This window comes from Neoluteolibacter marinus (assembly GCF_014904755.1).
GTDB classification, from domain to species: domain Bacteria; phylum Verrucomicrobiota; class Verrucomicrobiia; order Verrucomicrobiales; family Akkermansiaceae; genus Haloferula; species Haloferula marina.
In genome coordinates, this window is the sequence record NZ_JACZFQ010000123.1 from 31,774 (window position 1) to 57,908 (window position 26,135).

The 26,135-nt window shown below is 65.5% G+C and carries 41 protein-coding genes; 22 read left to right on the forward strand and 19 right to left on the reverse strand.

All coding sequences use genetic code 11. The features are described 5' to 3' along the window. Positions 1 to 29: 29 nt before the first annotated feature. From IG178_RS22975 to IG178_RS23060, 18 genes are all read right to left on the reverse strand, one after another. Complete coding sequence (locus tag IG178_RS22975; protein WP_193214936.1) at positions 30 to 233, reverse strand: hypothetical protein; 204 nt, start codon at positions 231 to 233, stop codon at positions 30 to 32. 100 nt (positions 234 to 333) lie between these two features. Beyond that, positions 334 to 1,740, reverse strand: coding sequence for a phage major capsid protein (locus tag IG178_RS22980; protein WP_193214937.1), 1,407 nt, complete (start codon positions 1,738 to 1,740; stop codon positions 334 to 336). A 38-nt stretch (positions 1,741 to 1,778) separates the two neighbouring features. Then, on the reverse strand, positions 1,779 to 2,582 hold the full coding sequence (locus IG178_RS22985) for an HK97 family phage prohead protease (RefSeq protein WP_193214938.1): 804 nt from the start codon (positions 2,580 to 2,582) through the stop codon (positions 1,779 to 1,781). A gap of 47 nt (positions 2,583 to 2,629) precedes the next feature. Further along, positions 2,630 to 2,863, reverse strand: coding sequence for a hypothetical protein (locus tag IG178_RS22990; RefSeq protein WP_193214939.1), 234 nt, complete (start codon positions 2,861 to 2,863; stop codon positions 2,630 to 2,632). Between the two features lie 4 nt (positions 2,864 to 2,867). Continuing rightward, positions 2,868 to 3,410, reverse strand: coding sequence for a hypothetical protein (locus tag IG178_RS22995; protein WP_193214940.1), 543 nt, complete (start codon positions 3,408 to 3,410; stop codon positions 2,868 to 2,870). After that, positions 3,407 to 4,492: a hypothetical protein gene (locus tag IG178_RS23000; protein WP_193214941.1), complete on the reverse strand. Its 1,086-nt coding sequence runs from the start codon at positions 4,490 to 4,492 to the stop codon at positions 3,407 to 3,409. Before IG178_RS23000 ends, IG178_RS22995 begins: the two co-directional genes overlap by 4 nt. Further along, on the reverse strand, positions 4,492 to 4,818 hold the full coding sequence (locus tag IG178_RS23005; RefSeq protein WP_193214942.1) for a hypothetical protein: 327 nt from the start codon (positions 4,816 to 4,818) through the stop codon (positions 4,492 to 4,494). The genes IG178_RS23000 and IG178_RS23005 overlap by 1 nt, the downstream gene beginning before the upstream one ends. A 2-nt stretch (positions 4,819 to 4,820) precedes the next feature. Next, a complete protein-coding gene (locus tag IG178_RS23010; RefSeq protein ID WP_193214943.1) occupies positions 4,821 to 6,974 on the reverse strand; it encodes a phage portal protein in 2,154 nt (717 codons plus the stop codon). 201 nt (positions 6,975 to 7,175) lie between these two features. Further along, on the reverse strand, positions 7,176 to 8,531 hold the full coding sequence (locus IG178_RS23015; RefSeq protein WP_193214944.1) for a phage terminase large subunit family protein: 1,356 nt from the start codon (positions 8,529 to 8,531) through the stop codon (positions 7,176 to 7,178). A 5-nt stretch (positions 8,532 to 8,536) separates the two neighbouring features. Further along, positions 8,537 to 9,118, reverse strand: a complete 582-nt coding sequence (locus IG178_RS23020; protein ID WP_193214945.1) for a hypothetical protein — start codon at positions 9,116 to 9,118, stop codon at positions 8,537 to 8,539. After that, positions 9,119 to 9,391, reverse strand: coding sequence for a hypothetical protein (locus tag IG178_RS23025; RefSeq protein WP_193214946.1), 273 nt, complete (start codon positions 9,389 to 9,391; stop codon positions 9,119 to 9,121). It lies immediately after the preceding gene. After that, complete coding sequence (locus IG178_RS23030; protein WP_193214947.1) at positions 9,384 to 9,893, reverse strand: hypothetical protein; 510 nt, start codon at positions 9,891 to 9,893, stop codon at positions 9,384 to 9,386. Before IG178_RS23030 ends, IG178_RS23025 begins: the two co-directional genes overlap by 8 nt. A 10-nt stretch (positions 9,894 to 9,903) precedes the next feature. Further along, entirely contained in the window at positions 9,904 to 10,107 is a 204-nt protein-coding gene (locus tag IG178_RS23035) for a hypothetical protein (RefSeq protein ID WP_193214948.1), read from the reverse strand. Next, positions 10,104 to 10,730, reverse strand: a complete 627-nt coding sequence (locus tag IG178_RS23040) for a M15 family metallopeptidase (protein ID WP_193214949.1) — start codon at positions 10,728 to 10,730, stop codon at positions 10,104 to 10,106. Before IG178_RS23040 ends, IG178_RS23035 begins: the two co-directional genes overlap by 4 nt. Positions 10,731 to 10,913: 183 nt before the next feature. Further along, positions 10,914 to 11,576 (reverse strand): hypothetical protein, encoded by a 663-nt coding sequence (locus IG178_RS23045; RefSeq protein ID WP_193214950.1) that lies wholly within the window; start codon positions 11,574 to 11,576, stop codon positions 10,914 to 10,916. A gap of 143 nt (positions 11,577 to 11,719) precedes the next feature. Beyond that, positions 11,720 to 12,028, reverse strand: coding sequence for a hypothetical protein (locus IG178_RS23050; RefSeq protein ID WP_193214951.1), 309 nt, complete (start codon positions 12,026 to 12,028; stop codon positions 11,720 to 11,722). Positions 12,029 to 12,120: 92 nt separating this feature from the next. Beyond that, the gene (locus tag IG178_RS23055; RefSeq protein ID WP_193214952.1) at positions 12,121 to 12,450 is read right to left on the reverse strand and encodes a hypothetical protein; all 330 of its coding nucleotides are present in this window, start codon (positions 12,448 to 12,450) and stop codon (positions 12,121 to 12,123) included. A 261-nt stretch (positions 12,451 to 12,711) separates the two neighbouring features. Then, positions 12,712 to 13,032 (reverse strand): hypothetical protein, encoded by a 321-nt coding sequence (locus IG178_RS23060; protein WP_193214953.1) that lies wholly within the window; start codon positions 13,030 to 13,032, stop codon positions 12,712 to 12,714. Between the two features lie 122 nt (positions 13,033 to 13,154). On the opposite strand from IG178_RS23060, the gene IG178_RS23065 reads away from it, so the two are divergent. Together IG178_RS23065 and IG178_RS23070 are read left to right on the forward strand one after the other, a co-directional pair. Further along, positions 13,155 to 13,346: a ribbon-helix-helix protein, CopG family gene (locus IG178_RS23065; protein WP_193214954.1), complete on the forward strand. Its 192-nt coding sequence runs from the start codon at positions 13,155 to 13,157 to the stop codon at positions 13,344 to 13,346. 221 nt (positions 13,347 to 13,567) lie between these two features. Further along, a complete protein-coding gene (locus tag IG178_RS23070; protein ID WP_193214955.1) occupies positions 13,568 to 13,843 on the forward strand; it encodes a hypothetical protein in 276 nt (91 codons plus the stop codon). A 21-nt stretch (positions 13,844 to 13,864) separates the two neighbouring features. On the opposite strand, the gene IG178_RS23075 is transcribed toward IG178_RS23070, so the two are convergent. After that, positions 13,865 to 14,227 carry a hypothetical protein gene (locus tag IG178_RS23075; protein WP_193214956.1) on the reverse strand — a complete coding sequence of 121 codons (363 nt, stop codon included), beginning with the start codon at positions 14,225 to 14,227 and terminating at the stop codon, positions 13,865 to 13,867. A 91-nt stretch (positions 14,228 to 14,318) separates the two neighbouring features. Between IG178_RS23075 and IG178_RS23080 the strand changes: the two genes are divergently transcribed. From IG178_RS23080 to IG178_RS23175, 20 genes are all read left to right on the forward strand, one after another. Further along, positions 14,319 to 14,576, forward strand: a complete 258-nt coding sequence (locus tag IG178_RS23080) for a hypothetical protein (RefSeq protein ID WP_193214957.1) — start codon at positions 14,319 to 14,321, stop codon at positions 14,574 to 14,576. A gap of 13 nt (positions 14,577 to 14,589) precedes the next feature. Beyond that, positions 14,590 to 15,396 (forward strand): hypothetical protein, encoded by an 807-nt coding sequence (locus IG178_RS23085; RefSeq protein ID WP_193214958.1) that lies wholly within the window; start codon positions 14,590 to 14,592, stop codon positions 15,394 to 15,396. 37 nt (positions 15,397 to 15,433) lie between these two features. Beyond that, on the forward strand, positions 15,434 to 15,619 hold the full coding sequence (locus tag IG178_RS23090; protein WP_193214959.1) for a hypothetical protein: 186 nt from the start codon (positions 15,434 to 15,436) through the stop codon (positions 15,617 to 15,619). Between the two features lie 25 nt (positions 15,620 to 15,644). After that, a complete protein-coding gene (locus tag IG178_RS23095; protein ID WP_193214960.1) occupies positions 15,645 to 15,965 on the forward strand; it encodes a hypothetical protein in 321 nt (106 codons plus the stop codon). Positions 15,966 to 15,970: 5 nt separating this feature from the next. Beyond that, the gene (locus IG178_RS23100; protein WP_193214961.1) at positions 15,971 to 16,123 is read left to right on the forward strand and encodes a hypothetical protein; all 153 of its coding nucleotides are present in this window, start codon (positions 15,971 to 15,973) and stop codon (positions 16,121 to 16,123) included. A gap of 22 nt (positions 16,124 to 16,145) precedes the next feature. After that, a complete protein-coding gene (locus tag IG178_RS23105) occupies positions 16,146 to 18,326 on the forward strand; it encodes a helix-turn-helix domain-containing protein (RefSeq protein ID WP_193214962.1) in 2,181 nt (726 codons plus the stop codon). Between the two features lie 56 nt (positions 18,327 to 18,382). Then, positions 18,383 to 19,444, forward strand: coding sequence for an AAA family ATPase (locus tag IG178_RS23110; protein ID WP_193214963.1), 1,062 nt, complete (start codon positions 18,383 to 18,385; stop codon positions 19,442 to 19,444). Then, positions 19,441 to 19,680 (forward strand): hypothetical protein, encoded by a 240-nt coding sequence (locus tag IG178_RS23115; RefSeq protein ID WP_193214964.1) that lies wholly within the window; start codon positions 19,441 to 19,443, stop codon positions 19,678 to 19,680. The genes IG178_RS23110 and IG178_RS23115 overlap by 4 nt, the downstream gene beginning before the upstream one ends. A gap of 12 nt (positions 19,681 to 19,692) precedes the next feature. Further along, positions 19,693 to 19,977: a hypothetical protein gene (locus IG178_RS23120; RefSeq protein ID WP_193214965.1), complete on the forward strand. Its 285-nt coding sequence runs from the start codon at positions 19,693 to 19,695 to the stop codon at positions 19,975 to 19,977. 3 nt (positions 19,978 to 19,980) lie between these two features. Then, on the forward strand, positions 19,981 to 20,172 hold the full coding sequence (locus tag IG178_RS23125) for a hypothetical protein (RefSeq protein ID WP_193214966.1): 192 nt from the start codon (positions 19,981 to 19,983) through the stop codon (positions 20,170 to 20,172). A 27-nt stretch (positions 20,173 to 20,199) separates the two neighbouring features. Further along, positions 20,200 to 20,730, forward strand: a complete 531-nt coding sequence (locus tag IG178_RS23130) for a host-nuclease inhibitor Gam family protein (protein ID WP_193214967.1) — start codon at positions 20,200 to 20,202, stop codon at positions 20,728 to 20,730. A gap of 92 nt (positions 20,731 to 20,822) precedes the next feature. Next, positions 20,823 to 21,056, forward strand: coding sequence for a hypothetical protein (locus IG178_RS23135; protein ID WP_193214968.1), 234 nt, complete (start codon positions 20,823 to 20,825; stop codon positions 21,054 to 21,056). Positions 21,057 to 21,253: 197 nt separating this feature from the next. Then, positions 21,254 to 21,724 carry a hypothetical protein gene (locus IG178_RS23140; protein ID WP_193214969.1) on the forward strand — a complete coding sequence of 157 codons (471 nt, stop codon included), beginning with the start codon at positions 21,254 to 21,256 and terminating at the stop codon, positions 21,722 to 21,724. Positions 21,725 to 21,800: 76 nt separating this feature from the next. After that, complete coding sequence (locus tag IG178_RS23145) at positions 21,801 to 22,424, forward strand: DNA cytosine methyltransferase (protein ID WP_343226035.1); 624 nt, start codon at positions 21,801 to 21,803, stop codon at positions 22,422 to 22,424. Further along, a complete protein-coding gene (locus tag IG178_RS23150) occupies positions 22,411 to 22,785 on the forward strand; it encodes a hypothetical protein (RefSeq protein ID WP_193214970.1) in 375 nt (124 codons plus the stop codon). Before IG178_RS23145 ends, IG178_RS23150 begins: the two co-directional genes overlap by 14 nt. A 35-nt stretch (positions 22,786 to 22,820) precedes the next feature. Beyond that, entirely contained in the window at positions 22,821 to 23,351 is a 531-nt protein-coding gene (locus tag IG178_RS23155; protein ID WP_193214971.1) for a hypothetical protein, read from the forward strand. Between the two features lie 64 nt (positions 23,352 to 23,415). Further along, complete coding sequence (locus tag IG178_RS23160) at positions 23,416 to 24,390, forward strand: tyrosine-type recombinase/integrase (RefSeq protein ID WP_193214972.1); 975 nt, start codon at positions 23,416 to 23,418, stop codon at positions 24,388 to 24,390. A gap of 21 nt (positions 24,391 to 24,411) precedes the next feature. Then, entirely contained in the window at positions 24,412 to 24,930 is a 519-nt protein-coding gene (locus tag IG178_RS23165) for a hypothetical protein (protein WP_193214973.1), read from the forward strand. Continuing rightward, complete coding sequence (locus IG178_RS23170) at positions 24,911 to 25,360, forward strand: hypothetical protein (protein WP_193214974.1); 450 nt, start codon at positions 24,911 to 24,913, stop codon at positions 25,358 to 25,360. The genes IG178_RS23165 and IG178_RS23170 overlap by 20 nt, the downstream gene beginning before the upstream one ends. After that, complete coding sequence (locus tag IG178_RS23175) at positions 25,361 to 25,693, forward strand: hypothetical protein (protein ID WP_193214975.1); 333 nt, start codon at positions 25,361 to 25,363, stop codon at positions 25,691 to 25,693. The last annotated feature ends 442 nt before the right edge of the window (positions 25,694 to 26,135 follow it).

Here is a 26,135-nt window from a genome sequence, read left to right on the forward strand (position 1 = left end):
GCGGGCGTCGTGGTTCGGGGTGGGAGGGATCAGTCCTCGACGATCTCGACGTAGGCACCCAGTGCCGCGGCGCGTTCCGCCGTGGTCTGGAAGGTCTCGCCCTTCGCGTAGTGGGCACCGTCTTCGCCGACCGGCTGTCCGGTCACCCGCACCGTCACGGTGGGAGCGCCGGATTCATCCGGCTTGGACAGACCGGCTGCACCGGGATCTTGATCTGTTGCTTTTTTGGCCATTTCAGTGATCTGGAAATCGGGTTTGGAGATTGGGGGCGGCGGCCGGAAAAACCCAAGAAACCGTCCGTCGCCCTGTGGGGGATGCGCTCCCCGCAATCGCTTACGACGCCGCGGTGGTCAGCACGGCGAAGGAGGTCGCGCGGCGGATCTTGCAGCCGAAGCGCGCGATCCCGCGGAAGACCCGCTCGTAGGTGGTCCAGCCGGCGTGGTCGCTGCCGTCGAACTCGAAGTCGGAGCGGACACCGACCGCCAGGCCGTTCGGATCACCGAAGACCGCCACCTTGCTGCCCGCGGTGTTCGCGGTGGGCGCGGCGAAGGCCGGCATCACCGGGTAGCCGAGGATATTGCCCAGGCCGCCGGCGGTCGGGGCCTCGGTCGCCGTCAGGAAGATCGGGCGGCCGTTGAGGTCCTTGACGTGCAGGCAGCGCACCAGGATCTGCGGGTGCATCCACCAGCGGGCCATGCGGTTGAGCACGATGGGATCCACGGTCAGCAGCGCACGGGTGAAGTCCTCGAAGTCGAGGGTCTCCATCGTGGTATTGCCGCTGGCGGCGGTGGCGGCGGTGCCGCCGGCGAAGATGCCGGTCATCCCGCCATCGGTCGCATCCGCGGTGCCATCGGCCTGCAGGCAGCTCCAGTCCATGACGTAGGCCACGGACTCGGCGAAGTCGCTGAGCACGTCGGCGGTCACGTCGAACTCGCTGTCGTCCAGCAACTGCTTCGACACGCCCAGCAGGGCGGCGATGACTTCCACCTCGAGCGTGACCGAGGTGCCCGCCTTCGCGGTGTCCTCGGAGATGGTGCCGCCCTCGGTGAGCACGTAGCCGGCCGCAGCCCGCGCGGTCTTCACCGGGAACTTGGTCTGCTTGGTGCCCAGGCGCCGGACGCCGAAGCTGTTCCACACGCCGTAGGTGGCGAGGGTGTCGTAGATGTCGGACGCCAGCGCGTCGTCGATCAGCGTGGAGCCCGGCGAGCTATCCTCGCCCAGGCCGGTCTTCATCTCCGGCGTGAGCGGGATGCTCAGGGCATGGCGGACGGAGGCATTCAGGCGCACGCGCTTTTCCTCGTCCTCCATGATCCGGCGGATCGGGTCGCCGTTCGCCATCTTCAGCTCACGGGACAGCTGCAGGTTCAGCTTCTGGATCGCCTTGAGGAACTCGGCGTCGGACACGTAGTTCGCGTTCTTGATCTTGGTCAGATCCTCGAAGGCTTTCTTCGTCTCCTTGTCCAGGTTGTCGTACTTCGCGACCAGCGAGTCGGTGGTCTCCTGCTGCTTCTTCAGGCTGCCCAGGACCTTGCCCTGGAACTCGCCCTCGGACATGACAGCGGCACCGCCTCCAGCGGACTCCGGCTCGCTGTCCATGAGCAGACCCAGGGTGAAGGGGAAGACGGCAAGGGCGGCACCGCCACCCAGGGCGGACATTTCATTGCCGAAGGCAAAGGCCAGGCCGGCAAGGACGAGGGTGCAGACCCAGAGGGCGCACGTGGTGTTTCGGTTTCGGTTCATTTGATGTTTTCGGTCGATGTTGGTTGGTGGCGTGCTCTTCACACGCCCAGCTTCCGCAGGAACTCCCTCCGTCCGGCCGCGCGCCGCTCTGCTTCCTCACCGCCGGCGCGCGTGCCTGGTGATTCGCTGTTGCCGTCCTTCCGTGGTCCCTCGAAATCTTTCTTCCCGGCGATCCGGCGCAGCTCGCGGCGCAGCAGCCCGCGGGTCAGCTCGTCGGTCTCTTCCTTCGCCAGCGCGTCGGCGGCGATGTGTAGGAACTTCATGTCGTCGTCATCCATGCCGATCCCGGCGAGGTCCGCGTCCTTCACGCAGCCCTCCGTGTGCGCCTTGGCCAGCGCGTCCGGGTTCGCGCCGATGATGCAGGCGCTCAACTCGATCTGCTCCTGCTCCAGATAGATATACCGGATCTTGTCGCCGGCCTCCGCGGTGAGACCCAGATCCCGCAGCGCGGCACCCCAGCCCTCGCCGCCGTTGCGCACGTAGCGCACCGGGTAGAAGCCGACGCTCACCGCCTTGAGGAAGCCACCCTCGGTCATCTTCCAGCCGAGCTGGGCGAGCTTGTTCTCCTCCACGTCCTTCGCCCACTGGACCCGCTCGATCAGGTTGCGGCCTTCCACCTTCGCAGAGACCACCTTGCCCAGCAGTTTGTCGATCGACCAGTAGTTGTGGGAATCGACGAAGGGCGCATTCTTCGCGAACCGCGTGAAGCGCCAGCCGGCCGCGGCGATCACCTCCTGGTAGCAGTCGAGCGTTTCGTTCGACGCGATGTAGTCCACGATGCCCTTGGCGGCGTCGATGATCTTGACCTCGGGGTTCAGCGTTCGCGTGAGTTGCTTGGACATGGGAAAGACGATTTGTGTTCAGGGTAGCAAGGGCGCTCGGTGGATTTTCACGACGGCTGCGGCTGCGGGATCACCGGGCGGGGCCGGGTGATCTCGAAGGGCGGCGCGCAGCGGTAGTCCTTCGCCGCCAGCTCGCCGGCGATCGCGTCGAACTCGGTGACCGTCGGCTCCCGCCGGTGGCACGGCTCCAGCGGCACGGGCAGCCCTTCCTCGATCACCTGGACGGTGACCTCGGCGCAGACGCCGGGACGAAGGGAGACGTAGATGCGGGTGGCGGTCATTGGATCAGTCGGAAATCATCGCCAGCATCCCCGCCTTTGCCTCCTCCAGCTCCGGCGGGACCGCGATGGCCGCCAGATGCTTCCGGGCGAGGTCGTCCTTTCCGGCCTGGAGCAGGACACGGATGGTCGCGAAGTCGTTGGTGAAAAGGTGCTGCTGGTCTTCCGGGACCGCGGCCTTGAAGGCGGCGTTCAGCCCGGCGAGCTTCGCGCCGATGTCCGGCTTCGGCTGCCCGAGCGCGGCGGCGATGGCCTCGGCGTGGCTGGCCTCCAGCTTCGCGACCGCCTCGGCATGCGCGGCGTCCTTCGCCTCCAGCTCGGTCGCGTGGCTGGCCTTGATCGTCTCCAGCTCCGCCAATGCGGCCGTAGCGATCTCCCCGAGCACGTCGGCAGGGATCGGCAGCGGCACTTCCACGGCGGGCGCGGTGGTCTCCGAAATGACGTTGCCATCGTCGTCCCGAAGGACGGTCTTGTTCTCCCGCTGGACGGCGGCGATTTTTCCGTCCTTCCAGATGAAAAACAGGGTGTAGGGCTCGACTGTGGTGATCATGTTGTGATTGCGGAATCGTCCTTGATGAGCAGCCAGCCGCCACGGTAGTAGGCAGGCTTGCCGCCTCCGGACTGGTTGGAGACGTAGATGATGGAGCCCTCCAAGGGCGTGCTGAGAGCGTTTGCGGCGGCGACGGTGTAGGAGCCCGGCCGGATCGCCCCGCCGGCAACAACGCGCCCACCCACCCCGAGCCCGCCGGACGTGCCGTTGCCGACGACCACCGCCCCGGTGCTCGGGCTGGTGCTGGCGGTGGTCGCAGTAAAAAACGTGTCGCCTCCGCTGGTTTCGATGGTGAGGTTATTGCCGTTGGTCCAAATGCTTTTGCAGTAGACTCTGTTCCACCGTTTTGTGCTGGAGCCCAGCTGGCAGGCGGAGTTCGTGGTTTCCGCCACCGGCTCGATTCGACAATCCGAATGGATGTAGTTTGCTGATAGCGCGAGTGTGGTGCCACTCGTCACCGCTGTGCATGCGACGAGGCTCGTGATGTCCGTATTCGCGCCGGATGCCGCCGCTCCCAGCGCCGCCCGGTGAGCCGCCGCCGCGCTGCCGTCATAGGTCCACGACGCGCCACTCTCGTAGAAGCTCCCGTTGACCAGCGTCAGGTTGTCGAGCGTGACCCCGCCGCCCGAGTTGTATTTCATCGGCGCGTCGCCGTTGTCCGTGCCGACCGATTGGAGGTCCGCCGTCAGCACTCGCGCCGCCAGCGCCGCCTCCAGCCCCACCACCGTGCTCTGCGCCTGAGTGCCCGTGTGGTTGGTCCGCTGGACTGCTGTCGCCTGTGCCGCTGCCGCGCTTCCTGCCGGGTCGTAGACTCCGGTGTGGTTGTGACCAACCGCCGAGTAGAGCGCGTCGAAGTACGTTTTCAGCGTCGCATTGAGGTTCGCCCAGCTCAGCTTCTTCAGCACATTGGCCGCGGCGGAATCGACCAGCGGCACCAGGTCAGCATCCACAGGCGTCGTCTTCGCGTCGGCGGCCGTGGTCTGCGTGGCGACGTCGCTGCCACCGCCGCCCGGCCCGCCTTCGTCCAGCGTCAGGGCGACTTCTTCGACCGCTTCGGTCACGTTGACGGTGATGCTGTCCATCAGACAATTCGCAGGGTGCCCTGCAGGTAGGTTTTCGGTTTGCCATCGGCGCGGATCACGCGCAGGCGGAGGTACCATTCGCCCGGCGGCAGCGGCAGCACCTGGGCCGGGATGGTCATGTCCCAGGTGGCGGCATTGGCGATGGTCGCGGGCAGGCTCAGCCGCGGCCGGCCGGTCGGGCTCTTCTCCTGGTAGAACTCCAGCTCCGCGCTGGCCGCGGCGCTGTCCGGCGCGCTGTCATTGACCGTCACGCTGGACATGCGCAGCCCGTTCCAGCTGTCGCGCCACATCACGGGATCGGGGGAGTATCGCTGTGCCTCGGCCATGATCAGTAGGGGATGTCGTCGTTGTCGTTGCCCTCGATGTCGGACGTGTCCGGCCCGGCCACCGCCACCCGCACGCAGCGGCAGTTGATGACCTCTTCCGGCGGGCCCTCGGGATCACCGGGGAACTGCAGCTTCGCATCGCCCACGTCGAAGGGCTCGCCCGCCTCGCGGATCTGCCCGTGCGCCGCACGGTGGCTGTCACGCTCCCGCCCGTCGCCGGCCGCCAGCCACTTCGTCCACTCCACCCCCGCGGCGCGGAAGGTCATGTCGCGGGCGACCTCGTAGGAAACGGTGATCTCGGTGTTCGCGATGGTGCGGGCGCGCACCTCGTCGATGCCCTGGAAGGTGCTCTTGATCGTCGCCGCCAGCTGCTCGTTGGTCTGGCCTTCGTCGATCGCGGTTTCCACCGCGGTCTTGACGTCCCGCCACACCCGTTCCCCGGCGTTCTTTAGACGGTTCTCCCGGCGGGCGATCGCCAGCGCCACCTCATCGGCCGGCATCGTCAGAGGATCGTCCTTGCCCAGCTCATCGGTCCACAGCTCGGCACCGGCGGCTTCCATCGCATTGCGGTCGATCTGGGAAAGCCCCTGGATCCACTTCTCCAGCCACGGCGCGAGATCGAAGAGGACGTCCAGGGCATCGCGGGTCTCCACCGACTTGCCGGCGGCGGCGGCTCCCAGCTTCCGCAGCGTCTCGGCGCGGGCGTCCATCAGGTAGCGGGAGACCTTGCTCTTCATCCGCTTCTCCCACGGCTCGCGGCTGCGGTGGATCTGCTGCCACTGCTCGTTCGCCTTCGCCGTTTCAGCGGCTTTCAATGTCGCTTTGCGCCCCGCTTCACGGACCTTGAAAGCCTTCTCCAAATCGCCGACGGGATCGGGCTCTTCCTCCGCGTTCCCCTCTGCGACCTCCGCGTCTCCGCGGTTCGTTTCGATCTCGACCGGCACCAGGTTGAAGGGCACGCGGCCGATGTCATCACCGGGGAAGGGCGGTAGCTTCAGCCGCAGATACTCCGATGCCTCGCGCCACGGCACGCCGCGGTCCACCATCTTCGTGGCGCTCTCCAGCCGCTCCGCGCGCACCTGCTGCATGACCGAGTGCTCGTCGAAGTCGAAGGCCGCGAACCGCTGCTGCCCGCTGCGCAGGAACTCCACCTGCTCCAGCGCGTCGCAGATCATCGCCGCCAGCGGCATGCAGGTCTCCTCGATCAGCTTGAAGCGATCCGATGCCGACCCGACCGAGTAACTGGCCGTGATGGTGGTGAAGGACGGCGGCACGCCGAAGGCCAGGAAGACCTCCGCGGCATTGTTCATCCGCTGGGCGACGTACGACGCATCCACGCTCTGCAGGCCAGGCTCCTTCACCTCGATGTCGCCGGTCAGGAAGACCGCGCGGAAGTCGCCGCGCTGTGCCAGCTCCCGCTTCTGCCGCAGCATCGCGGTGATCTGCTTTTGCTGCTCGTCGCTCGCCGTGCCGTCCTTGCCGATGACGTAGGGCCCGCGGTCGCCATTGTTCGACATCAGGTTCCGGGCGAAGACGCCGGCCGCGTAGTCGGATCCGGCCGCCAGCTGCGCCGCCTTCCAGTCCGCGAGTCCACGATATTCATTGTAGGGATTCCACTGCTTCTGGTGGACCACCTGGGCCGGGATCAGCGTTTCCCGCTTGCCGCGGCGGTCGGTGTAGAACCAGCCCAGCAGGTCGCCGTCGCTGCCCAGGATCTCCCGCATCTGGTCCGGCCGCGCCACGATCAGCGGGCTCTTCTTCTCCCGCCGGGACAGCCAGGTGTCATCCAGCACCAGGAAGAACTCGCCCTCCAGCAGCGACCAGCCGACCAGGGAGCGGATGAAGTCCGCCTTCGCCAGCGTGCCGCCGCGGGTCACCGCCGGCTTTTCCCAAAAGGCCCGGCAGTCGTCATCCTCCACCGGCACGTCACCGCTGCGGCTGTCCTGCGACCACTCGATCGGCACCATCTCCAGCGGGCCGGAGACATAGCGCACCGCACGATGCACCCAGGGCGAAAGCGCGTAGGGCTTGGTCAGCTTCGCGCCGCCGCCCATGCCGCCGTCCAGCACGCGGGCGAACATGCTCCGCCAGTCGCCCGACTTCGCCACCGGCTCGCCTGCGAGCTTCCCGGCCAGCCAGCTGCGGATCTTACCCACGGGCACCTCCTTTTTTGCCGCTAGATTCGGATTTGCGAACCTTCCCGTCTGGTTGACTGCTGGAAGCCGTTGAAAACCCGTTTAAACGGCCCGTAGAGCGCCCGAAGGCGAAAATGCGGGCAACTACGCCCGGAAGCCGGGGCGTCCGGTTGGCGGCGAAAACTGCGCGGTGGCGTTCGGAGGGCAGCATGAACGTGGATTTTAGCAGAGGTGCGCGGTGTAGTTGGCCCCCGGCTTGCGGGCGGCATGGGTCGCCAGGGCGAGGCCCCAAAAGCGGTCGGCGTGGCCGTTCTTCCCGCGGTCGGCGGCGAAGCGGATGTTCCCTGCCGGGGTGGTCTCCTTGCGGATGGCGCGGATGTCGCTCTTCAGCGCATCATCGGTGAAGGGCAGGCGGTAGGCGTGGTCCTCGAAGGTACTGCGCACCGGATAGGCCAGCTCCTCTTTCATCGGCCCGGTGAAGGTGATGCCCTCCACCTTGTACTTCCCGAAGCGCTGCGCCGCCCGCTCCGCGAACTGCCGGCCGATCCCGGTCTGGTCGATGCAGGTGCGCTTGCAGACCGCGAGCCACGGGTAGAGCCGCGCCTCCTGTTCGGAGAAGGGCAGACCCTTCAGGTCGATCCGCTTGCGCACCAGGTAGCGCCCGCCGGAAAGCTCCAGCATGGTAAAGCTGGTCAGGTCGTGGTCGCGGCCGATGTCCAGGCCGCCGAAGAGTTCCCGGCCCGGCGTCTCGTCCATCCGCAGATCCCACGATTCGCCCTTCCTGTAGCAGCAGGCGTCGATCAGCGCCCACTCGATGAAGGCGCTGGCATCGTCGGCCGGGACGCACATGTATTCCTGCTGGAACATCTCCTCGTCGGCCGCGCCCTTGCGGATGAAGTCGAAGTAGGCGGCCTCGTCCATGTCCTGCCGCTCGTCGTCCTTCGGCAGCTTCGACTGCAGCTTGTAGAGGAAGCCCTGGTCCAGGGCGTCCTGCAGCGTAACGCGGTGGAGGGAGAAGCCCTTCGGGTTCTTCTTCTCCCGGATCTCGCGGATCAGCGTGTTGAAGAAGTTCCCGCTGCCGCGGTGCGTGCTGAAGATCTCCAGCTGGCCGCCCCAGGTGATGCCGGGGTAGGCGATCGAGTAGAGCTTCCGCGGATCCGGGTGCAGGGCGAACTCGTCCAGCACGCGGTCGCCTCGCTTGCCGGCCTGGGCGTCCGGGTTGGACGACATGGAGTGCAGCCGCAGCGTGTTCGCCAGCGCCAGCGTGTAGGCGGTGTTGCCCTTGTCATCCACGACGGTCTCGCCCAGGTCCCGCGCCGCCAGCTCCAGCATCTTGGAGAATCCCTTGCAGTCCTCCAGGAAGAGCCGCGCCTGGATGTCATCGCGGGAAGAGATCCACGCATCCAGCGCGGCCGACTGCAGCGACTTGCGGGACACCAGCCCGTAGGCCGTCGCCCAGGTCCAGCCGATCTGCCGGGACTTCTCCGCCAGCTTCAGCCGCGAGCGGTCCTTCACCCACGCCGCCTGATAGGGCAGCAGGAGTGTCTTCCTCGCGGGGATGATCGTGGCGCGTCCCATGTCCGTTAGAGCAAGCCGGCGGCCTCCTCGATCTCCGCCAGCGTTTCGGCGGTAAGCCCGCCTTTCGACTTCGCCTTCTGGGTGATGGCGGCGAGCTTCGCCTTCGCCTCGGCTGCAGCAGCCTCCAGCAAGACCAGCTTCCGCCGGTCCAGCTCCAGCGCCATCCGCCGCGACCTCTCCCGCACCAGCGCGGTGAAGGTCTTGGCGTCGCCGTGCTCGATGCTCTCCGCGGTGAAGATCATCTGCCCGTACTTCTCCAGGTCGTCCGGCGTCGCGTCGGGGTGATCCTGGGCAAACTCCAGCGTCGCCTGCTGGGCGCGCGAGGCGGCCTTCTCCATCCGCTTCTTGAGCGAATACCAGGAGTGCCACTCCGAGAACGTGGAAAGCGCGCACTCCACGCCGAACTCTTCCTGGAGATGCACCATGGCGGCCTCCAGCGTGCAGGGCGGCGTCTCCTTGTCGGTCGGATGCAGCAGCAGCCAGAGCGTCTCCTGGTCCGCCTCCGGCAGGTTCTTGACCTTCGCGTTCGCGTGGGTCTTGCGCGGCGCGGCGTCCCAGTCGGGCTTGGCTTTCTTTCGCTTGGCCATTCACTTCAGGGATTGCTTGGCGAGGCCGTGGTGGGTGATCCGCCACTCGCGCTCGTCGGTGTCTTCATTCTCCGCCGTCGAGACGAAGTCCTTGCCCAGGTTCCACTCGGCGGCGGTCAGGATCGCACTGTCGTCGGCGGAGTTCACCGGCAGCAGCTCGCGCACGGCACGGCACAGCATCTCGTCGGTCAGGCCGTATCCGGGTGCCATTGCCAGGACTTCGCGCACCAGGGCTCGCAGGGTGCCGTCTTTTGCTTTGGGTTTCTCAGCCACGGGTGTTCGGTTTCTTGAAAGCTTCAGTTGCCACGCGCTCGAAGCGCCCGGCGATGTCCACGCCGGCCTCGACCTTGGCGATCCGCTCGCCTTGTTCCTTGAAGGTGTTGGCGGCGTCGTCCTTGTCCTCGCGCAGCTGGTTCCACAGCGCGACTCGCCCATCCACCCCGGTCTTGGCCGCCCGCTCGATCGTGGCGAGCAGCTCCATATGCTTCCGCTCGACCCGTTCATTCTGGGTGGAGATCAGCCCTTCAAGCTTGGCGAAGTCCACCCGCACCTCGGCGCGCAGCGCGTCGAACTCCCGCCGGCTGACGAAGTGATCCTGCATCTGGACCTGCAGCGGCTGCGGGTCGATGGTCACCTTCTTCGAGTCGATGATCTTCTTGCCCAGGAAGGCACCGCCACCGCCCATGACGGTGACCACGGCGATCAAGAGATAGGCGACGACATCGGCCGGGATCGAAGGGGCCGGAGTGTTGGCGAGCAGCGCGAGCAGATACATGGGGGTCGGTTCAGGCGGTGGGTGTGTGGTCTTTGAGGAATCGTTCGGCGGCCTCCAGCTCCGCGAGGCCCAGGATGAAGCCGCGGACACCGCGACCGCTGCCTTCGCGCAGCCAGACGACCAGCGCGCGCAGCTCCGAATGCGTGAGCCGGCCGATGAACTCGGCGGGCTTCTCACGGTCGCAGGCCGTGCGGAACAGGGCCTCGGGGTTCATAGAATGGATCCCTCCGCCTGATAGAGTTTCCGCTTTGTCGCCATGGTCAGGCCGGTGGCAACTTCATAGTGGGGAAGGTCGGTCAGGGACTTCCAGGAGCCGCCCCACTCAAGACCGCAGGTCGCGGCATGTTCACTGCAGGCCCGGTGGACCTTGGCGGCGAGCTGCTGCTGGCTCTTGTTCCCGCCGTCGAGGTAGGCACCGGCAAGGAACACGCCCGCGTCCGCGGCGATCCCGAAGTTGTGGTTGCTCTGGCCGCCCTTCGCATTGGTCACCTTCGCGCCCGGCTTGGTGCGGCCCTGGGCGTAGAGCGCGTCTTGTTCCTTCCAGGTGCGGTTCCCACCGATCAGGACATAGTCACAACCCAGCGTCGCCGCGGTGGCTTTCGCCAGCCGCATGAAGCGGCCGAACATCGGCACCGCCTTCGGATCCATGGTGGCGAGGATGCCCAGGGTTCGCGTATCCAGATCGTCCGCCCCGTTCATGAGCGGGTGAGGAGCCTTGGCGTCTTCCCCGCGCAGCTCGCGCAGGACGGCAGCGGCCGTCGCCGGCCCGAAGATCCCGTCCACCTCTGCGCCGACGTGGCGCTGGATGTCCTTGATGCTGGATCGCAGGTCTTTCATGGATTTTTCCGGTGCCCGCCATGGCCCGGCCGTCGCAGGCCATGGCGGGACTTGTCGCGTGTTCTTCGGACGGCTGCCTCGGGTCTCGGTGTGGTATTTGTTAGAGGGAGGGGGAGTGCTCGGGCATCCTGGTCGTGCAGGTCCGCGGCAGATTCATCGCGCGCCATCACTCCCCCGAAAGCTTCACTTCGCGGGCTCGACCGGCAGCGCCGGCTCCGGCTCCAGGGCGACCGCCACCTCGGTGGGGATGGCCCCCAGGCTGATGCCCATGCCTTCCGTCCAGCGGTACCAGAAGCCGCTGTCCAGGTCGCGGAACTCCACCAGGATGGGCCGGTCGTCGCGGTAGATGGTGCCGCGCAGCGGGCGGCCGGTCTCATTGGTCCAGAACAGCTGGACGCGGTCGATCTTCCCCTCGGCGTCCAGGCAGGTCTTGACGCGGTAGGTCACGCCGTCCCGCTCCTGGGTGGTCTGGATGCAGCCGTCGCCGGTGAGCATGAGATTGGAACACGCCGGCAGCGCCAGCAACGCAGCGCACGCCGCCACCAGCCATGGAGACGCGGACGTGCGCTGCGCGACGCTGTCGTCATGAGCGGCAGCGGTATCCCGCCCGCTGCCTTCCCCGGCGGACACACCCGCGCCGCCGGAAGAGTCGTCGTCGAAAAGGGTCACCCGCCCGGTCGTCGCGAAGCGGACCAGCAAGTTCAGCGCGCCTAGTACTTCCAGCGCGCTCACCGGATTCTTCTCCAGCCACTCCGCCACCGGCGGGATGAAGGTGGACACCAGGACCAGGGCATTCAGCCACACGGTCTTCGATTGATAGAACGGTTTCGGCGGGGTCGGATTCATGGGCGGTGCTTCGTGACAGCCGCACCTTGCCACGCCGCCGCCCGCTTGCTCGGACACCCGCCGTCACCCACCCACAGGCACCCTCAGAATTCTCCGCCCCCCTGCCTTTCCACTAGGCACTTTCCACTCGCCACTCGGCACTATCACGCGCATCCACGCCGCGCCGCGTCTTGCCTGCGCGTCTTATAGCTCATCGCACTCTCCCAATCAATCCGCCACTTGGCGTTGCCGCGGGCGCTGGGGTTCTTGTAAGCCTTCAGACCGCCGCCCGCTTCGCCCAGCTCGCAGAGCCGGCGCACCGTGTCGGCATGGTAGCCCAGGATCCGCGACGCCCGCTTCACGTCGATCTCCTTGACCACCGCGACCCGCTGCGGGCGCACCGTGAAAGACCCGTCCGCATTCGCCGTCTGCACGGCCTCGAAGAGCATCATCTGCGACGGTTGGCTGGCCATGCGCCCAGCATACCCGCACCGCTCGTTTGCTCACGCTGGCCGGCCGCTACAGGGTGAGGGGGGGCATTGTTACCTCCCGGCGGCAAGGAGTGTTACTCACCCTTCAGCTCCCGGAGGATCGCCTCGGACTGCTCAAGCAGCCGGCGCGTTTCAGCGCGACGGGCGTCGCGGCTTGCATCCGACTCCTCAGCCAAGCGCTTCAGTTCGTCCATGCGTTGGCGGGATTCCTCCGTGGCTATCTGGTCTTTCAGATCAGCAAGCTTCTGCTCCAAACGTTCAACGTCCCGACGCAGGCGGGTATTCTCATATCGCAACTGTGCCGACTGCTGCGCCGCCCAGTCGCCGGACTGGTCCTCATCTTTACAGGAGACAAGGAGCAAGGCGGTGGCGAACAGAGCCATTGATTTCGAAGGGAGTTTCATGACGAAAAATCTGCAACGAGGACGCACCGGCAATACTCGCTTTCACAGCCACAATGCCACGGGACTGTCACTTTATCCAGATGCAGGACCGTCCCGTGTGCTGCCAAGCAAACCGCGCACTCATTCCCATCTCCAGCAGCGAGCCACCTGACCTTTTCGACGCCTGAGTCGCGCAATCGTTCCAGGCCTTCCAAGGCTAGGGCTTCCATCTCCTCTTTGAGCGTCTTCATGGGGGGATTTCACAGTCGATTCACCGGCGTTTCACCGGCCCTTCTTCTTCGGGTATTTCACCTTCTTACGTTCACTAACAGAAGGGGACCCGTCATGCTCTTCCGCCACCTTCTGCGTCGGCGGCATCTCGACCACCTTCTTCGGCTTCGGCCCGCCCTTGCCGGAGCGGTCGGGAGCGAAGGCAGCTTCATCGGGTATCTCGATACCCTCGCGCTGCAGCTTCTCCAGGATGGCGTCTCGTATCCACTGACTCCGCGGCGAGCCACGCCTGCACTTCTCCGCCGCCTCGAACAGTCGCCCGTCTACGTGGAGGGTGATGAGCTTCTGGGTGTTGGTGCGCTCCGCGGCCATCTGCGGCCCACGGTATTACACCCGATCGCGGCGCATTCAAGCCGCGCCTCTTCAAAATATTACAAGAATCTCATTGCCAGACTCAATATTACTCAATATTACAAACGCCAACCTAACCACCGATGCCCAAACACGCTTCCACCAAGTCCCGCGGCGCTGTCACCAAGGACGAATCCCACCTCGTCACTGTCTGGGTTCCCATCCCCGTAGTCGCAGGAATCGACGCCGCCGTTAAGCGCCGGGACACCGACCGCTCCAAATGGATCCGCGAGGCGATCCGCGAGAAAGCCGAGCGTGAAGGTCAACCGATCTAAAACCACCGATCCATCAACGGACCGAAAAACCAGCAGCAAAGCCCTTTCTGCGCCTAGCCCCGCGAATGTCCGATTCTGGGAACACTTGGCCGATTTCCACCCCACAGGAACCCCTTCCCATGAGCCTCACCACCGCCGCCGTCCTCTGCTTCGTCGTCCACGTCGGCTGCTTCCTGGTCGCCTTCCTCACCCACCGCCTCAAGCCCAGCCACTGACCTCCCATGCTCACCCCGGACACCGCCGACCGAATCGACCTGGGCTTGCTCCGTCTCCGCGAGCTGCAAGCCGCCGGCGCAGCGCCGCCGCCCGGTCAAGTCAGTCTCCGCACGCTCGCCGCGGAGTGCGGCTGTTCCCAGGACACCATCATCCAGATCGAGCGCCTCGCGAAGGCCAAGCTCGCCCGCGGCCTCCTGGAGATCGAGGCCGACCTCCCGCCCCGTCTCGCCCGCCTCCTGCGCAGCCAGCTGGAGGACCCCGCCCAGCCCGAACTCTTCTGAACCATGAAACCGGCCAGCATCCTAGATTCCATCCAGCCTTGTGGGTGCGTGACGCACGCAGATTTCCAGAAATACCTGCCAGAAATCTCCCCGGCCACACTCGGGAAGCTCATCGAAAAGGCGGCGGAGAAAGGCCGAGACCTCGGCCGCGGCAATCGGCTCCAGCCCCCACCGCTGGCCACTGAAAGTCCCGTCCAGCACGGAATCACGAAGCAGGAGGGCCCGACCGGGAATCTCCAGATCCTGGGCCACGAAGATCAGCTGCAGGAAGCTGGCCTTGGCTCCGGCCTCATCGGTCCAGGAGACATGCCACTGACCGCCTCCCAGCCGCGCAAAGCGGCGAATCCAACCAGCGCGCAGCAGGCATTCGAGGACGGCTTCCATCGCAGCGATCCCACCTGAACCCCGCACCCCCGCCCAGCCCGAACTCTTCTGATTTCAGCTTTCAACTTTCCGCTTTTCAGCTTTTCCCACCATGAACCCCCACCTCGTCACCATCTCCGCGCTGTCCGTCCCACGCGACGGCTTCACCCACAAGGTCGTCACCCCCGCCGCACGCCAGGGCATCCGGGTCGGCTCCATCGCCGATGCCCGCAAGGTCGCCGCCGCCTACCGCCCCCACGACGGCCGCCCCGTCGAGATCCACGACAAGACCCGCGCCGCCGGGCCCCTCTCCACCCCGGCGAAACAAGCCGCCCGCGCCGTCGCCCTGGGCCTCCGCCTCACCCGCTGAACCACCTTTCACCATGGCCAAGAAATCCACACCCACCCGCCAGTCAAAGCTCGCCCTGCAGGGCGAATCCACCGGCCCGAATTGGGACCGGGCCCGCCACATCCTCGCCGGCATCAAGACCTGCATCCGCCTGGGCCTCGCCGGCCAAGTCCTCCTCGGGCAGGAGCTGCTCGCCCTGAAAATCGACCTGGGTTTCACCCGCGGCGGCGACCGGCGATCAAACCCGCACGATGCGGGTTTGAAATCCCTCAACCGCACCTGGGAGGACTGGTGCAAGTCGGAGCTAGGCATCAGCGACGACACAGCTGCCCGCTTCATCGCCTGCCACGAGGCCGCCAAGCTCCGGGTCAAGAAACTCGGCGGCCAGCCTCGCCTGCTGATCCTCCTGGAGACCCCGCCCGGCCAGCTCAGCGAAGAGAACCACACCATCCTCGCCGGCATGGTGGACAAGCTGGTCGATGGCGAAAGCCAGAAGGACCTGCTGGAGGAACTCAAGATCGCCAAGCAGCACAAGGCCCTCACCGGCGGCGCGAATCCCGCGCCCGCCAAGCCGACCGAGAATCAGGCCGCCGAGCAGCTCGCCTTCGCCTTCTTCTCCAAGGTCCCCGACACCGTCGCCAAGATCCAGAAGGGCGTCACCGGCCTGATGACCGCGCCGGACTACAAAGCCTATCTCTACCGCCTGCCGGTCAGTGGCGACGGCGGCCTCGAATCCCTCGCCGCCTCCCTGGAAGAGGCCATCGCCGGGGACCTTTCCCGGATGCTCGCCGACGTCAAGGAAGCGATCGCGTCCAAGCTCCAGTCCATCGCCGCCGCCTGAACTACGGCGCACCTAGTAACCCGCAACCACCAATGCCATGGAAACCACCGACTGCATCATCACCGCCGGCGTCTTCGCCGGGGGCATCATCGGCTACCTCGCCGCCATCCTCATGACCGCCGGCAAGATCAAGGACGCCGAGCGCAAGACATGGAGACAGGCCGAAAACCTCCACCGCGCCCGCGCCATCCAGGACCTCCGCGACACCACCCGCCTCTTCTGACCAATCCCCAATTCCCACGCCAGCCATGAACATGCTCCAAGAAGCCGCTCACCAGGAGCGCCGCGCCAACCGCGAGGCCACCGGGCCCCGCAAGCGTGACAACTTCGGCAAGGCCGACTGCCCGCTGCCCTTCGACATCCAGCCCTCCACCCACGGCCGACTCGAAGAACTCGGCCCCGCCGCCCTGCGCGCCAAGCTCCGCAACGCCGAGGAACAGCTCACCTATTGGCGGGGAGCCCGCTTCCGCGCCTGGACCCGGCAGGACAAGCAGGCCGCCGGTGCCCGCGTCCTCCTCTGGGAGATGGAACTCGCCGCCATCAAACGCCGCTTCACCCCCACCATCTGAAAGCCATGTCTGACGCGACTCTCCGAAACAAGGCCATCGCTTACGACCGGATCCGCGAGCTTCTCCGCCTCCCCCCCATGGCCGCCCCCGCCGACGTCGTGCGCGCCGCCAAGGCACTCGTCGAGCGATCCAAGACGCCATCCACCACTGATCACTGATCACTTTCCACTGATCACTTCCATGCACCACCTCGCCGAACCTTCCACCTCCATCGCCAGCCTTCGTCATATCGACGACCACGCCGCATTCGCCCGCTTGCCGCAGTCCGTCCAGTCCGACGTCCTGGTCAAGCTCGGCTGGATGATCCGGCTGGAGAATGCCGGCCACGGGGCGAAGGGGGGAATCGTCGAGGCCGCCGCCGATGCCCTGGACGTCTCGGCCACCGCCATCAACCGCTACCTCCGCCGCTTCCGCAAGCGCGGCTGGAAAGGACTCATCGACAAGCGCTCGCGCGGCGTCGGTGCCAAGGGCCTGCCCGTCCGCTTCCAGGAACACGTCCGCGGCCTCTACGACACCCACAGCCGCACCGATGACGGCGCGGAGGTCCACAAGACCCTGGTGGCGGACTGGCACCTCTGGCGTGCCACCCAGGACCCGCAGCACGCCATCCCCGGCTACGCGGTGCCGCCGAAGCCCGATCCCAAGACCCGCCTCCCGCACGGCTGGAGCCTGGAGAACATCCGCCGCCTCTGCCCGCCGGAATACCAGAGGTCCCGTGGCAAGCAGGGCAACAAGGCCGCCAGCAAGCACCTGCCCTCCGTCCTCACCACCCGCATCGGCTCCGCCTTCCTCGCCCGCATCTGCTTTGACGACCAGCAGTACGACAACATGCTGGCGGACGGTGTCCTCGCCCTCTCCGGCATCACCGAAGCCAGCCGGCCGGTCGGCTTCAATGCCATCGACTTCGCCACCGCCTTCCACTTCCCGCATCACCTCCGCCTGCTCTACAAGGACACCGAGGAAGACCGGAAGAAGACGCTCACCTCCGAGGAGTTCACCTGGGTCGTGGTCAACCTGCTGCTCACCGAGGGCTACCGCACCGATGACCTGGGCACCGAGCTGATCTTCGAGTGGAAGACCGCCAACGCCTGGGCGAACAAGCAATTCTCCACCCTGAACGGCTTCTCTCGCTTCGAGGACGCCGTCAAGGCGGTCACCCAGGGCAAGTGCTGGGTCAGTCGCTCCGGGAAGTTCGACAAGCCCATGTTCGCCGACATGTACTTCCGGCCGCAGGTCTCCGGCAACTTCAAGTTCAAGACCTGGATCGAGTCCGCCTTCCGCCTCGTCCGCACCATGATGCAGGCGCTGCCCGGACCCACCGGCCGCCACTTCGAGCTGGCCCCCGAGGAACTCCACGGCATCCAGAAGCGCGAGCGCCAGCTGCTGACCGCCATCGCCGACCACCTTTCGCCGCGTCACGCGGCCATGATCCGGCACCAGCTACTATCCTTTCAGGAGTTCGCCGAACTCGTCTCCGCGGTCTACCGCGCCATCAATGCCCGCACCGACCACCACCTGGAAGGCTGGCCGCAGCTCGGCTACACCCGCCAGATCTGGCGCTCCCGGCCGGAGTCCGATCTATGGTTCGAGCGCCATGAGCTGCCGGAAGACGAGATCGAGCGGTCCATGATCCTCCGCCGGCTGAATGCCAACCCGGACGAACTCACCCGCGAACTCTACCTTTCCCCCGAGCAGGCCGCCGCCATGGGCCGCCGGGATCCCGCCATCCGCAAGTTCCAGCACGAATGGATCCCCTTGGTCATCCCGCGCGAATGGTCGAAGACCGTGACCGTGGGCAAGGACCACTGCGTCACGCTGCCGAATCCGCTCTGGCCCACGACCAAGGAGCAGTACGTCGCCCGCCTCAAGACCCGCACCGGCCATGAGACCCTGCAGGCCGGCACCAAGCTCGTCTGCTACCCCAACCCCATCAACCCCGACGAGCTGGCCGTCTGCCACCCGGACGGCGGCTTCCTCGGCGTCCTGCACCGCGTGGTCCGCGCCGCCGCCCACGACACCGCGGCAAAGCTCGCCCAGCTCGAAGTCCGGGCCCAGGTCGAGCGCGACCTCTCCACACCGCTCCACCTCCGCCTCGGCGGCATCGCCGAGCAACGCACCGAGCGCGAGCGCCATAATCAGCGCATCCTGGATGGCAAGCCGGTCCTACCCGAGGAGATCGCCCAGGCCCGCCATGAAGCCGGCGTGAAAGGCCGGAAAACCGCCGCTGAAAACCGCAACAAACAACGCGGCGAGACCCGCGACTGGGACGCCTGGACCCCGCCCACCTCCGATGACTTCGCCGACGCCGACGACCTGCTCGGCAGCCTCCCCGACGAAACCCCGCTGCCCGACTCTCTCTAACGGAGCGCCGGATTCATCCGGCCCCACAGACTCCGCACCCATCTCCATCACGAGCCATGACCACCGAAAACCAAGACACCCCGCAGACCGGCCTGCGATCCGTTCACGCCGGCCTCAACTACCGGACATCCGCCGACAACTTCGAACGCACCATCGCCGAGCTGCCCGAAGACCAGCAGGAGACGCTCCGCTGGTGGTATTTCCACGGCAAGGAGAACAACCTCTCGCTGGCCAAGCTCGCCGGCCTCGCCGGCATCTCCAGCTCCACCTTCTCCCTCATCTTCGCGGGCAAGTACAACGCCGGCCTGGACAAGATGTGCGATTCCCTCGCCAAGGCGCGCATGACCCTCTCCGAGCGGGTCGAGAATCCCGACTTCATCATGACCGCCCTGGCGAAGCGGATGTTCGCCGTCTTCGACCGCGCCCGCGCCCTCCAGACCGTCTCCATCCTCTGGGGAGTCATGGGCGTCGGCAAGACCGTCGTCGCGAAGGAATACCGCCGCCGGAACAACCACGGCCGCACCATCTACATCCGCTGCGGTGCCGGCATGGCCTTCGGTCAATTCGTCAACCACCTCGCCAAGGCCATGGGCGTGACCTCGAAGAACCGCGGCCAGCATGAGATCCGCGACAAGATCATCTCCCTGCTCCGCGCCGGCCAGCGCCTGCTCATCGTGGACGAGCTGCACCAGATCTTCCTCACCACCCGCACCGACACCGCCGTCAAGATCGCCGAGTTCCTCCGCGAGTGCCACGACGAGTCCGACTGCGGGCTGGTCCTCATCGGCACCGAGGTCGTGAAGCGCGAGCTGTTCACCGGAGCCCACAAGGAAGCCCTGGAGCAACTGGTGGACCGCGGCACCCTCCAGATCCCGCTGCCGCCGAAGCCGACCAAGCAGGACATCCGCGCCTTCTTCTCCCACTTCAACCTGCAGGAGCCCGGCGAGAACCACGCCGACGCCCGCCGCATCGTCAGCGACATCCTCACCACCTCCGGCCTGCGCAAGCTCACCCTGCACCTGAAGGACGGCAAGGCCGCCGCCACCAAGGCCGGCGAGACCTACCACTGGGGACACTTCGTCCAGGCATTCGAAGACCTCCAAAGCCTCTCCAAGTGAGCGACCCCGTTCCATCCCGCCCGGCTCCCGTCTGCCCCGTCCACGACAAGGCCAAGGATTCTCCCATGGTCTTCATCAACACCTGGGACGGCCGCGACTGGTACGAGTGCCCGCACCCGGAATGCTCCTGCGCCATCGACTATCCCACCGCCCATGACCCCGCCCGTGACCCTCATCGCTCTCCAGCTCGCCAGCATCCTGGCGAAGACGCCGAATACCACGACCCCGAAATCTAACACCCCGCAACCATGCCAGCCGAACTCATCGACGAACAAGACGCCGCCCGTCTCATCGACCACCAGCAGGAGATCCTCGACAAGGTCCATCCCGAAGACCTCGCCGCGCGGATCCACGCCGACGCCATCGCCATGGCCGCCGAGACCGAGTCCTACCTCCGCGAGTGCCACGGCCACCTCACCGACACCCGCGCCGAGTCCGGCCGCCACGGCAAGCAGCTCCTCAAGATGATCGACTTCCAGACCCAGCTGCGCGCCCACCACCTCGACCAGCTCGAACGCCTCCAGCTCGCCTGAACCATGAAGCTCCGGCAACGCATCCCCGCGGCACTCCTCGTCACCCTGGCGCTCCTCATCCTTGAGGGTAGCGCCGCCATGTCGATCACCCGCAGCGTCCCGGACCTCGCGGCCTCTCCATTCTTCTGGATCGCCATGGTGTATCTCCACGGCCTCGGCATCCGCGCCTGGGAATGCACCGCGCCCAAGAAGTGACCACCCACCACCAACCGACCCCACATCATGCCACCGAAAGAAACCACCGACACCACGTCCTACAAGAACCTCGTCGATCTCATGGCCATCCATGCCGATGCCACCGGCCGGCTTGCCGCCATGGAGATCGAGCTGCAGGAGGAATTCCTGAAGCTCGTTGACGAGCGCCGCAAGGAGTTCGCCCGGCTCCAGGGCATCCTCGGCGAAAGCCAGACCAGCATCGAGACCCTTGCCACGATCAACCCGCAATGGTTCGAGAAAAAGAAGACGCTCAAGACGCCGTACGGCTCCGTTTCCTTCCGCAAGACCTCCAAGCTGAACGTGAAGAACGAGGAAGTCACCATCGTCCTCATCGAGCAGCGCGGGGACCAGGACAAGGCCGCCTACCTGCGCGAGAAGAAGGAGCTGAACCTCGAAGCCCTGGAGAAGCTCGACGACGCCGAGTTGAAGGCGCTGCGCATCGTCCGCGAGACCACCGAAAGCTGCAAGGTCACGGCCGCCAAGATCGACCTGGGCAAAGCCGTCGCCAAATCCACCGAGGACGGCAAAGCCGCCTGAACCCCTTGCCGGCGGGCGGATCTCCAGCCCGCGAGTGCGGAATCTGGTTACCCGTTCATCGTTCCGCCCGCCGGCCCATCCCGTCACCAGCCATGACCACCACCGCCACGCCCTGCGGCTGCCGCATCAACTGCAGATGCGGCCACAGCGCCGACTTCATGGAGTTCCGCACCGCCCCCGTCACCGGCGAGCTGCCGCGGAACCACTACCAATGCCCGGCTTGCCGCCGCGCCTGGAAGATTGTCACCGGCCCGCCCGCCATCGGCTGGAGCGGCATGGCCCTGCCCGGAAAGACCAGCACGGTCGAGATCCCGGCCTATCTCTAACCGCCGAGCCCCATGGACCCGAAGATCTGGAACGCCGATGGTGATGCGCGGCGCGAGACGCATCCGAATCCCACTGACGGCTGATCGCCGTCGCATCCACCTACTTGTTAGCGATTATGCCAGGACCACGAACAAAGACGGAACCATTGCGCCGCGTCACTGATGCCCGAGCAACTCGGAACGCCCAGCAAGGAAAGATGTGGACTCTCTCCCTGGAATGCGGACACACCAAAGAGATCCGCCGAAAGCCGGTGAGCGGCAAGGAGCGACCGCCAACGCGCAGTCACTGCGAATGCTGCGAGCCGCTCTCAGGCAACGAGCTTCTCACTGAGCACCGAGAAGCTCAGGCAGGAAGGAATGGCCAGTGGCGAAAAAAGAATTCAGCGAGAGCCCGAAAAATTGAGCGCAAATCGAAGTCTCGACTACGGGAAGAGTTCTTCCGGATCTACGGCTACAAATGCGCCCGATGTGGCTTCGATGATCGTCGGGCCCTGTCCCTAGATCATGTGATGAACAATGGGGCCGAAGAGCGCCGGAACGTGTCGAGCGGGTGGCAGATTCTCAAGCGAGCCGTGGAGAATGGACGACTGCCCGACTACCAAGTGCTGTGCATGAATTGCCAGTTCATCAAGCGGCACGAATCCAAGGATATTATCGCTAACGACTGACATGAGGAGTGCCGCAACAGACTTTGAACTCAGCATGGAGGCCTCGCCGGCATCTCCTCCATGCTCTTGTTCGCCTTTGCGGGTCCTGGTGGCCTGCGAGTATTCGGGGGCTGTCCGCGATGCCTTCCTGGCTCTTGGTCATGAGGCGATGTCGTGCGACCTACTGCCGACCGATGCGCCCGGCCCGCACTACCAAGGCGATGTCCGTGACGTGCTCGACTTCCCATGGGATCTGATGATCGCGCACCCGCCCTGCACTCATCTGAGCGTGAGCGGTGCGCGACACTTCGCGGCAAAGCGGATGGACGGCAGGCAGCAAAGCGCGGTCGCGTTCTTCATGGCGCTGGCCCGAGCACTAATCCCGGCCATCGCGATCGAGAACCCGGTCTGCATCATGTCGAGCCTGTGGCGGAAGCCGGACCAGGTAATCCAGCCGTGGCAGTTCGGCCATGGCGAGACAAAGGCAACGTGCCTCTGGCTGAAGAATCTCCCGAAGCTCCGTCCGACAGCCACCGTGGAAGGCCGCGAGCAACGAATCCACCGCATGCCGCCGAGCGCGGACAGGTGGAAGGAACGATCCAAGACCTTCGCGGGAATCGCCGCCGCGATGGCGAACCAATGGGGCGGCCCCGTCCGTCTGGCGAACGCCAGGCATGTCCCGGCCACCACCCCAAACCAATCCAACGATGAACTACCCTGACAATTCCGAATCCGACTCAACTCCGGCCGACAAGGGCGCTGGTGGTGGTCGGGACCATGCCCTTGTTCTGCCTGTCTTTCGCGTGATTCTATCGCGGCTCGAAGGGAAGCAAGAGAAATGGAGCGTCGTGGTTAATCCACGATGGGACCACTTCTCGCGGGCTGAAAGCGCCATCCTCGACAACGAGGCCAACGACTACGCCGAGCACGCCAACTGCGGCGTCGTCTATCGCATGATCCGAGCCAAGGACTGGCTCCGATACGGCGACGGCGAACTCGCTCCGGCATGGACGCTCGATCCTCGGCAGAACGCCGATGGTGATGCGCGGCGCGAGACGCATCCGAACCAACAAGACGGCTGATCGCCGTCGCATCCACCAACTTGTTCATCCTTGCTATGACCACCAGACAGTTCCGCAGAATGCAGGTTTTCGCGCTGCGAATGGCCCGCTACGCCACCCCCTATCGCTACCGCCGGCGCTGCACTCATTGGGTCGGTGAATACCTTGCCGCGATGGCCTGTGAAAATTTCGGCATCCACTACCGCCACGTCATCAACTGGGATGATAGCGAGACATGGACAAGGGAGGAGATGGAGGCAGAGCCATGGAAGCGATGGACTATGTATAAATCCGATCTGCTTTGCGACTTCACTTCGGCGCACAATGGACTCGCCGAATACGAGCCAGAGCTTTCCCGCGAACGCGAAGCGCCCAATGGGGGATACGAGACGGTGCTTCTCAATCTCGTGAAATGTTGCCTTCGCGCAGCGTGCGATGTGGCCGCTAGCCCAAGTGCAGGCGTCCTCGGCTGGACAGTGGGCGACCTGCGGCGCATGTGGAAAGGCCGAAGAATCCCTGATTGGGTGACAGCCGACTTCGAACCCGCCATCGCCACCGCAAACGATGCCACGCCCGTATGGCTCTGATCTTTTGGATGAACGACTGATTCAACCGCATGCGCGGTTTAACACGATCCCCCCACAACCAGCCATGAAGTCAGCCGAAATCCTCGCTAAGTTCGACATGGTGGCCCGGCGTCGGGTCGCCTTGAGCACCGAGCGGTCCTATCGCTCTTGGATCGTCCAATACCTCGCGTTCCTGGTCACGGCGAAGGGCAGGGCGGCTGAAGGATCAGAGGCCAAGATGGAGGTCTTCCTCAGCCAGATGGCGCACGACGATTACTCCAGCGTCAGCCAGAATCAGGCATTCAACGCCCTGCTTTTCCTCTACCGTCACATCCTCAAGGTCGAGATCGGCGACGTCTCCGCCCTCCGCTGCCCCCGCAAGCAGCGAGAGCGCTATGTCCCCACCCAGTCCGAGATCTCGGCGATGTTCGCCCACCTCAAGAACACGCCCACCTACAACATCCGGCTGCTGGCCGCTCTGCTCTATGCCTGCGGGCTCCGCGTGAAGTCCGGCTGCGAGCTTCGCATCAAGGACTTCGACCTTGAGCGAATGGTTCTCACCATTCACGAAGACAAGGGCGACAAGGACCGTCAGGTCGCCATCCCTGAGATCCTCCTGCCCGCCATCCGTCGCCAGATTGCCCGCGCCACCGCGCTCGCCCAGATCGACATCGACGCCATGCAGCCCGTCCAGCTCCCTGGTCGCCTCGATCGCAAGTATCCCTCCAAACAATTTGAGATCGGCTGGCACTTCCTTTTCCCGTCTCCCCATCCATGCCCACACCCCCGGACCAAGAAGATCGTCCGTTGGAGGATCGGGGAGGATGTCATCCAGCGAGCCATCAAACGAGCCGCCCAAGCTGCTGGCATCCCCGGCAAGGTCACTCCCCATTGCCTCCGTCATTCCTACTGCAGCGACCTCATGGACGCCGGCCACAGCCCCCGCCGCGTCCAGGAAGCCATGGGACACTCCGACATCCGCACCACCATGGGCTACGCCCGCAAGGAGTGCCTGGATCTCCCCAGCCCCATCGACCGCCTCCCCAGGAAATCCGCCTGATCCAGTCGTCACCCGCCGCGCATGAATGCCCGCGAGAAAACCGCCAAAATCACCAAGCTCCGCAAGCAGATCGCCCAGCTGGAGGCGAAGCTCGGCGGCCTTCGCGAGGATCTCGCCCGCCTGGAACGGGAGCCCGGCGACACCTCGCCGCTGTCCGGCCTGGATCTGCTCTGGCAAGCCGCCCTGCCGAAGTCGCGCGAGCGATCCAGCCGCCAGCAGTGCCGCGTGGCATGGCACCGCATCCCCCAGGGAGATCGGCCGAAGCTGGAAGTCGCGATCGCGGCCCTGAAAGCCTGGAACCGCTGCGAGCAGTGGACGAAGGACGCCTGCGACTACGCGCCCGGCCTGCACCGCTTCATTTCCCAGCGCATGTGGGAGGATCTCCCCGAAGTGCGCGACCCCCTCTCGAAATACCGCGCGCCGAAGTCGGCACCCGCACCCGCGCCGGCCGCCGAGGATCTGGCCACCCCCGCCGACATCTCCGCCATCCTTGGAAATCTCACCCGCAAGGTCCGCAACGATGACACCGAAGCAAAATAGAGCCTACTGGCAGCGCTGGAACAAAGTCAGGACCCTGCTGACCTCCGCCGGCGAATTCTCAAAGGAAGACGCGGAAGCGGAGCGGCATGAGATCCACCGCGCCGCCCTGGGCAAGGACAAGTCCTCGAAGGAGCTGACCAACCGCGACCTGGACGCGATCTTCGACCACTTCGACAAGTATCTGGTACTGCTCGACGGCCCGAAATCCGGCCCGGATCGCGCCGACGTCCAGCCGGTCAAGCGGCTGATCTACGCCATCGAGCAGCTCGGCCTGCCGGATCGCTACCTGGAGTCGATCTCCCGCGACCAATTCAAGACCTCGGACTGGCGCAGCCTGACCGAGCGCCAGCTCACCCGCTTCCGCTTCACCGCGGTCAACCGCTCCCGCGCTCGAAAAGCGACCGAGCCCCCGTGCGATGATCCCTTTTGAATGCAGCTGGAACTCGACCTCCGCGCACCGGCCCCGGCCGACCTCGCGGAAGTCGCGCGTCTGGCCCGCTGGCTCTACGAATCCGGCGACCGCTGGTGCAAAGCCCGCGAGATCACCCAGGCCCTCGGCCTCTCCGATCGTCAGATCCGCCACCTTGCCGCCGCATCCGGCGGCATCGTCGTCTCCAGCCCTGGCAGCCCAGGCTACAAGCACGTCCGCCACTGCGACCCCGAGGAGGTCCACGCGATCGCCGCGCGCCTGGAGCATCAGGCCAAGCTCATGGGTGACCGGGCCCGCGAAATCCGCCGGGCTTTTCACCGGGCCGCCGGCTGAGGCGGTCGATTTTTTCTGCCGGGCGTTTTTGGTGCCCTTTGAACCCTCTTTTCACGGTCCTTTCAGCCCCTCTTCCTGCCGGGCTCAAATTTACCACTTGTCTGCGGTTCGAGGTTCCGCCGCACCGTCTCTTGTCAGGTCCTCGCCGGGCGTTTTTGTGCTCGCCGGCTCCCTGTTTTCGGGGAATTCCGGGGATTTCTGTTGATCTTCGGCTTTGTCAGTTGCTCTGCTCGGGTTCGCGCTGCGGAACGCGCCGAGCTCGTTGAAACCCTGAATGCCGCGCAAGGCGGGACCCAACGATGAAGCCCGCGGTGATCTCCCTGCTGGCGCTTACCGCCGGGTTCGCGATTGGTTTCGGATTTCACCCCGGCGAGCCGGCGGCTGACGCAGCGCCGCCATCCGGGGCCCCGCGCAAAACCCGCCGCGAGGATCCGCCGTGGTC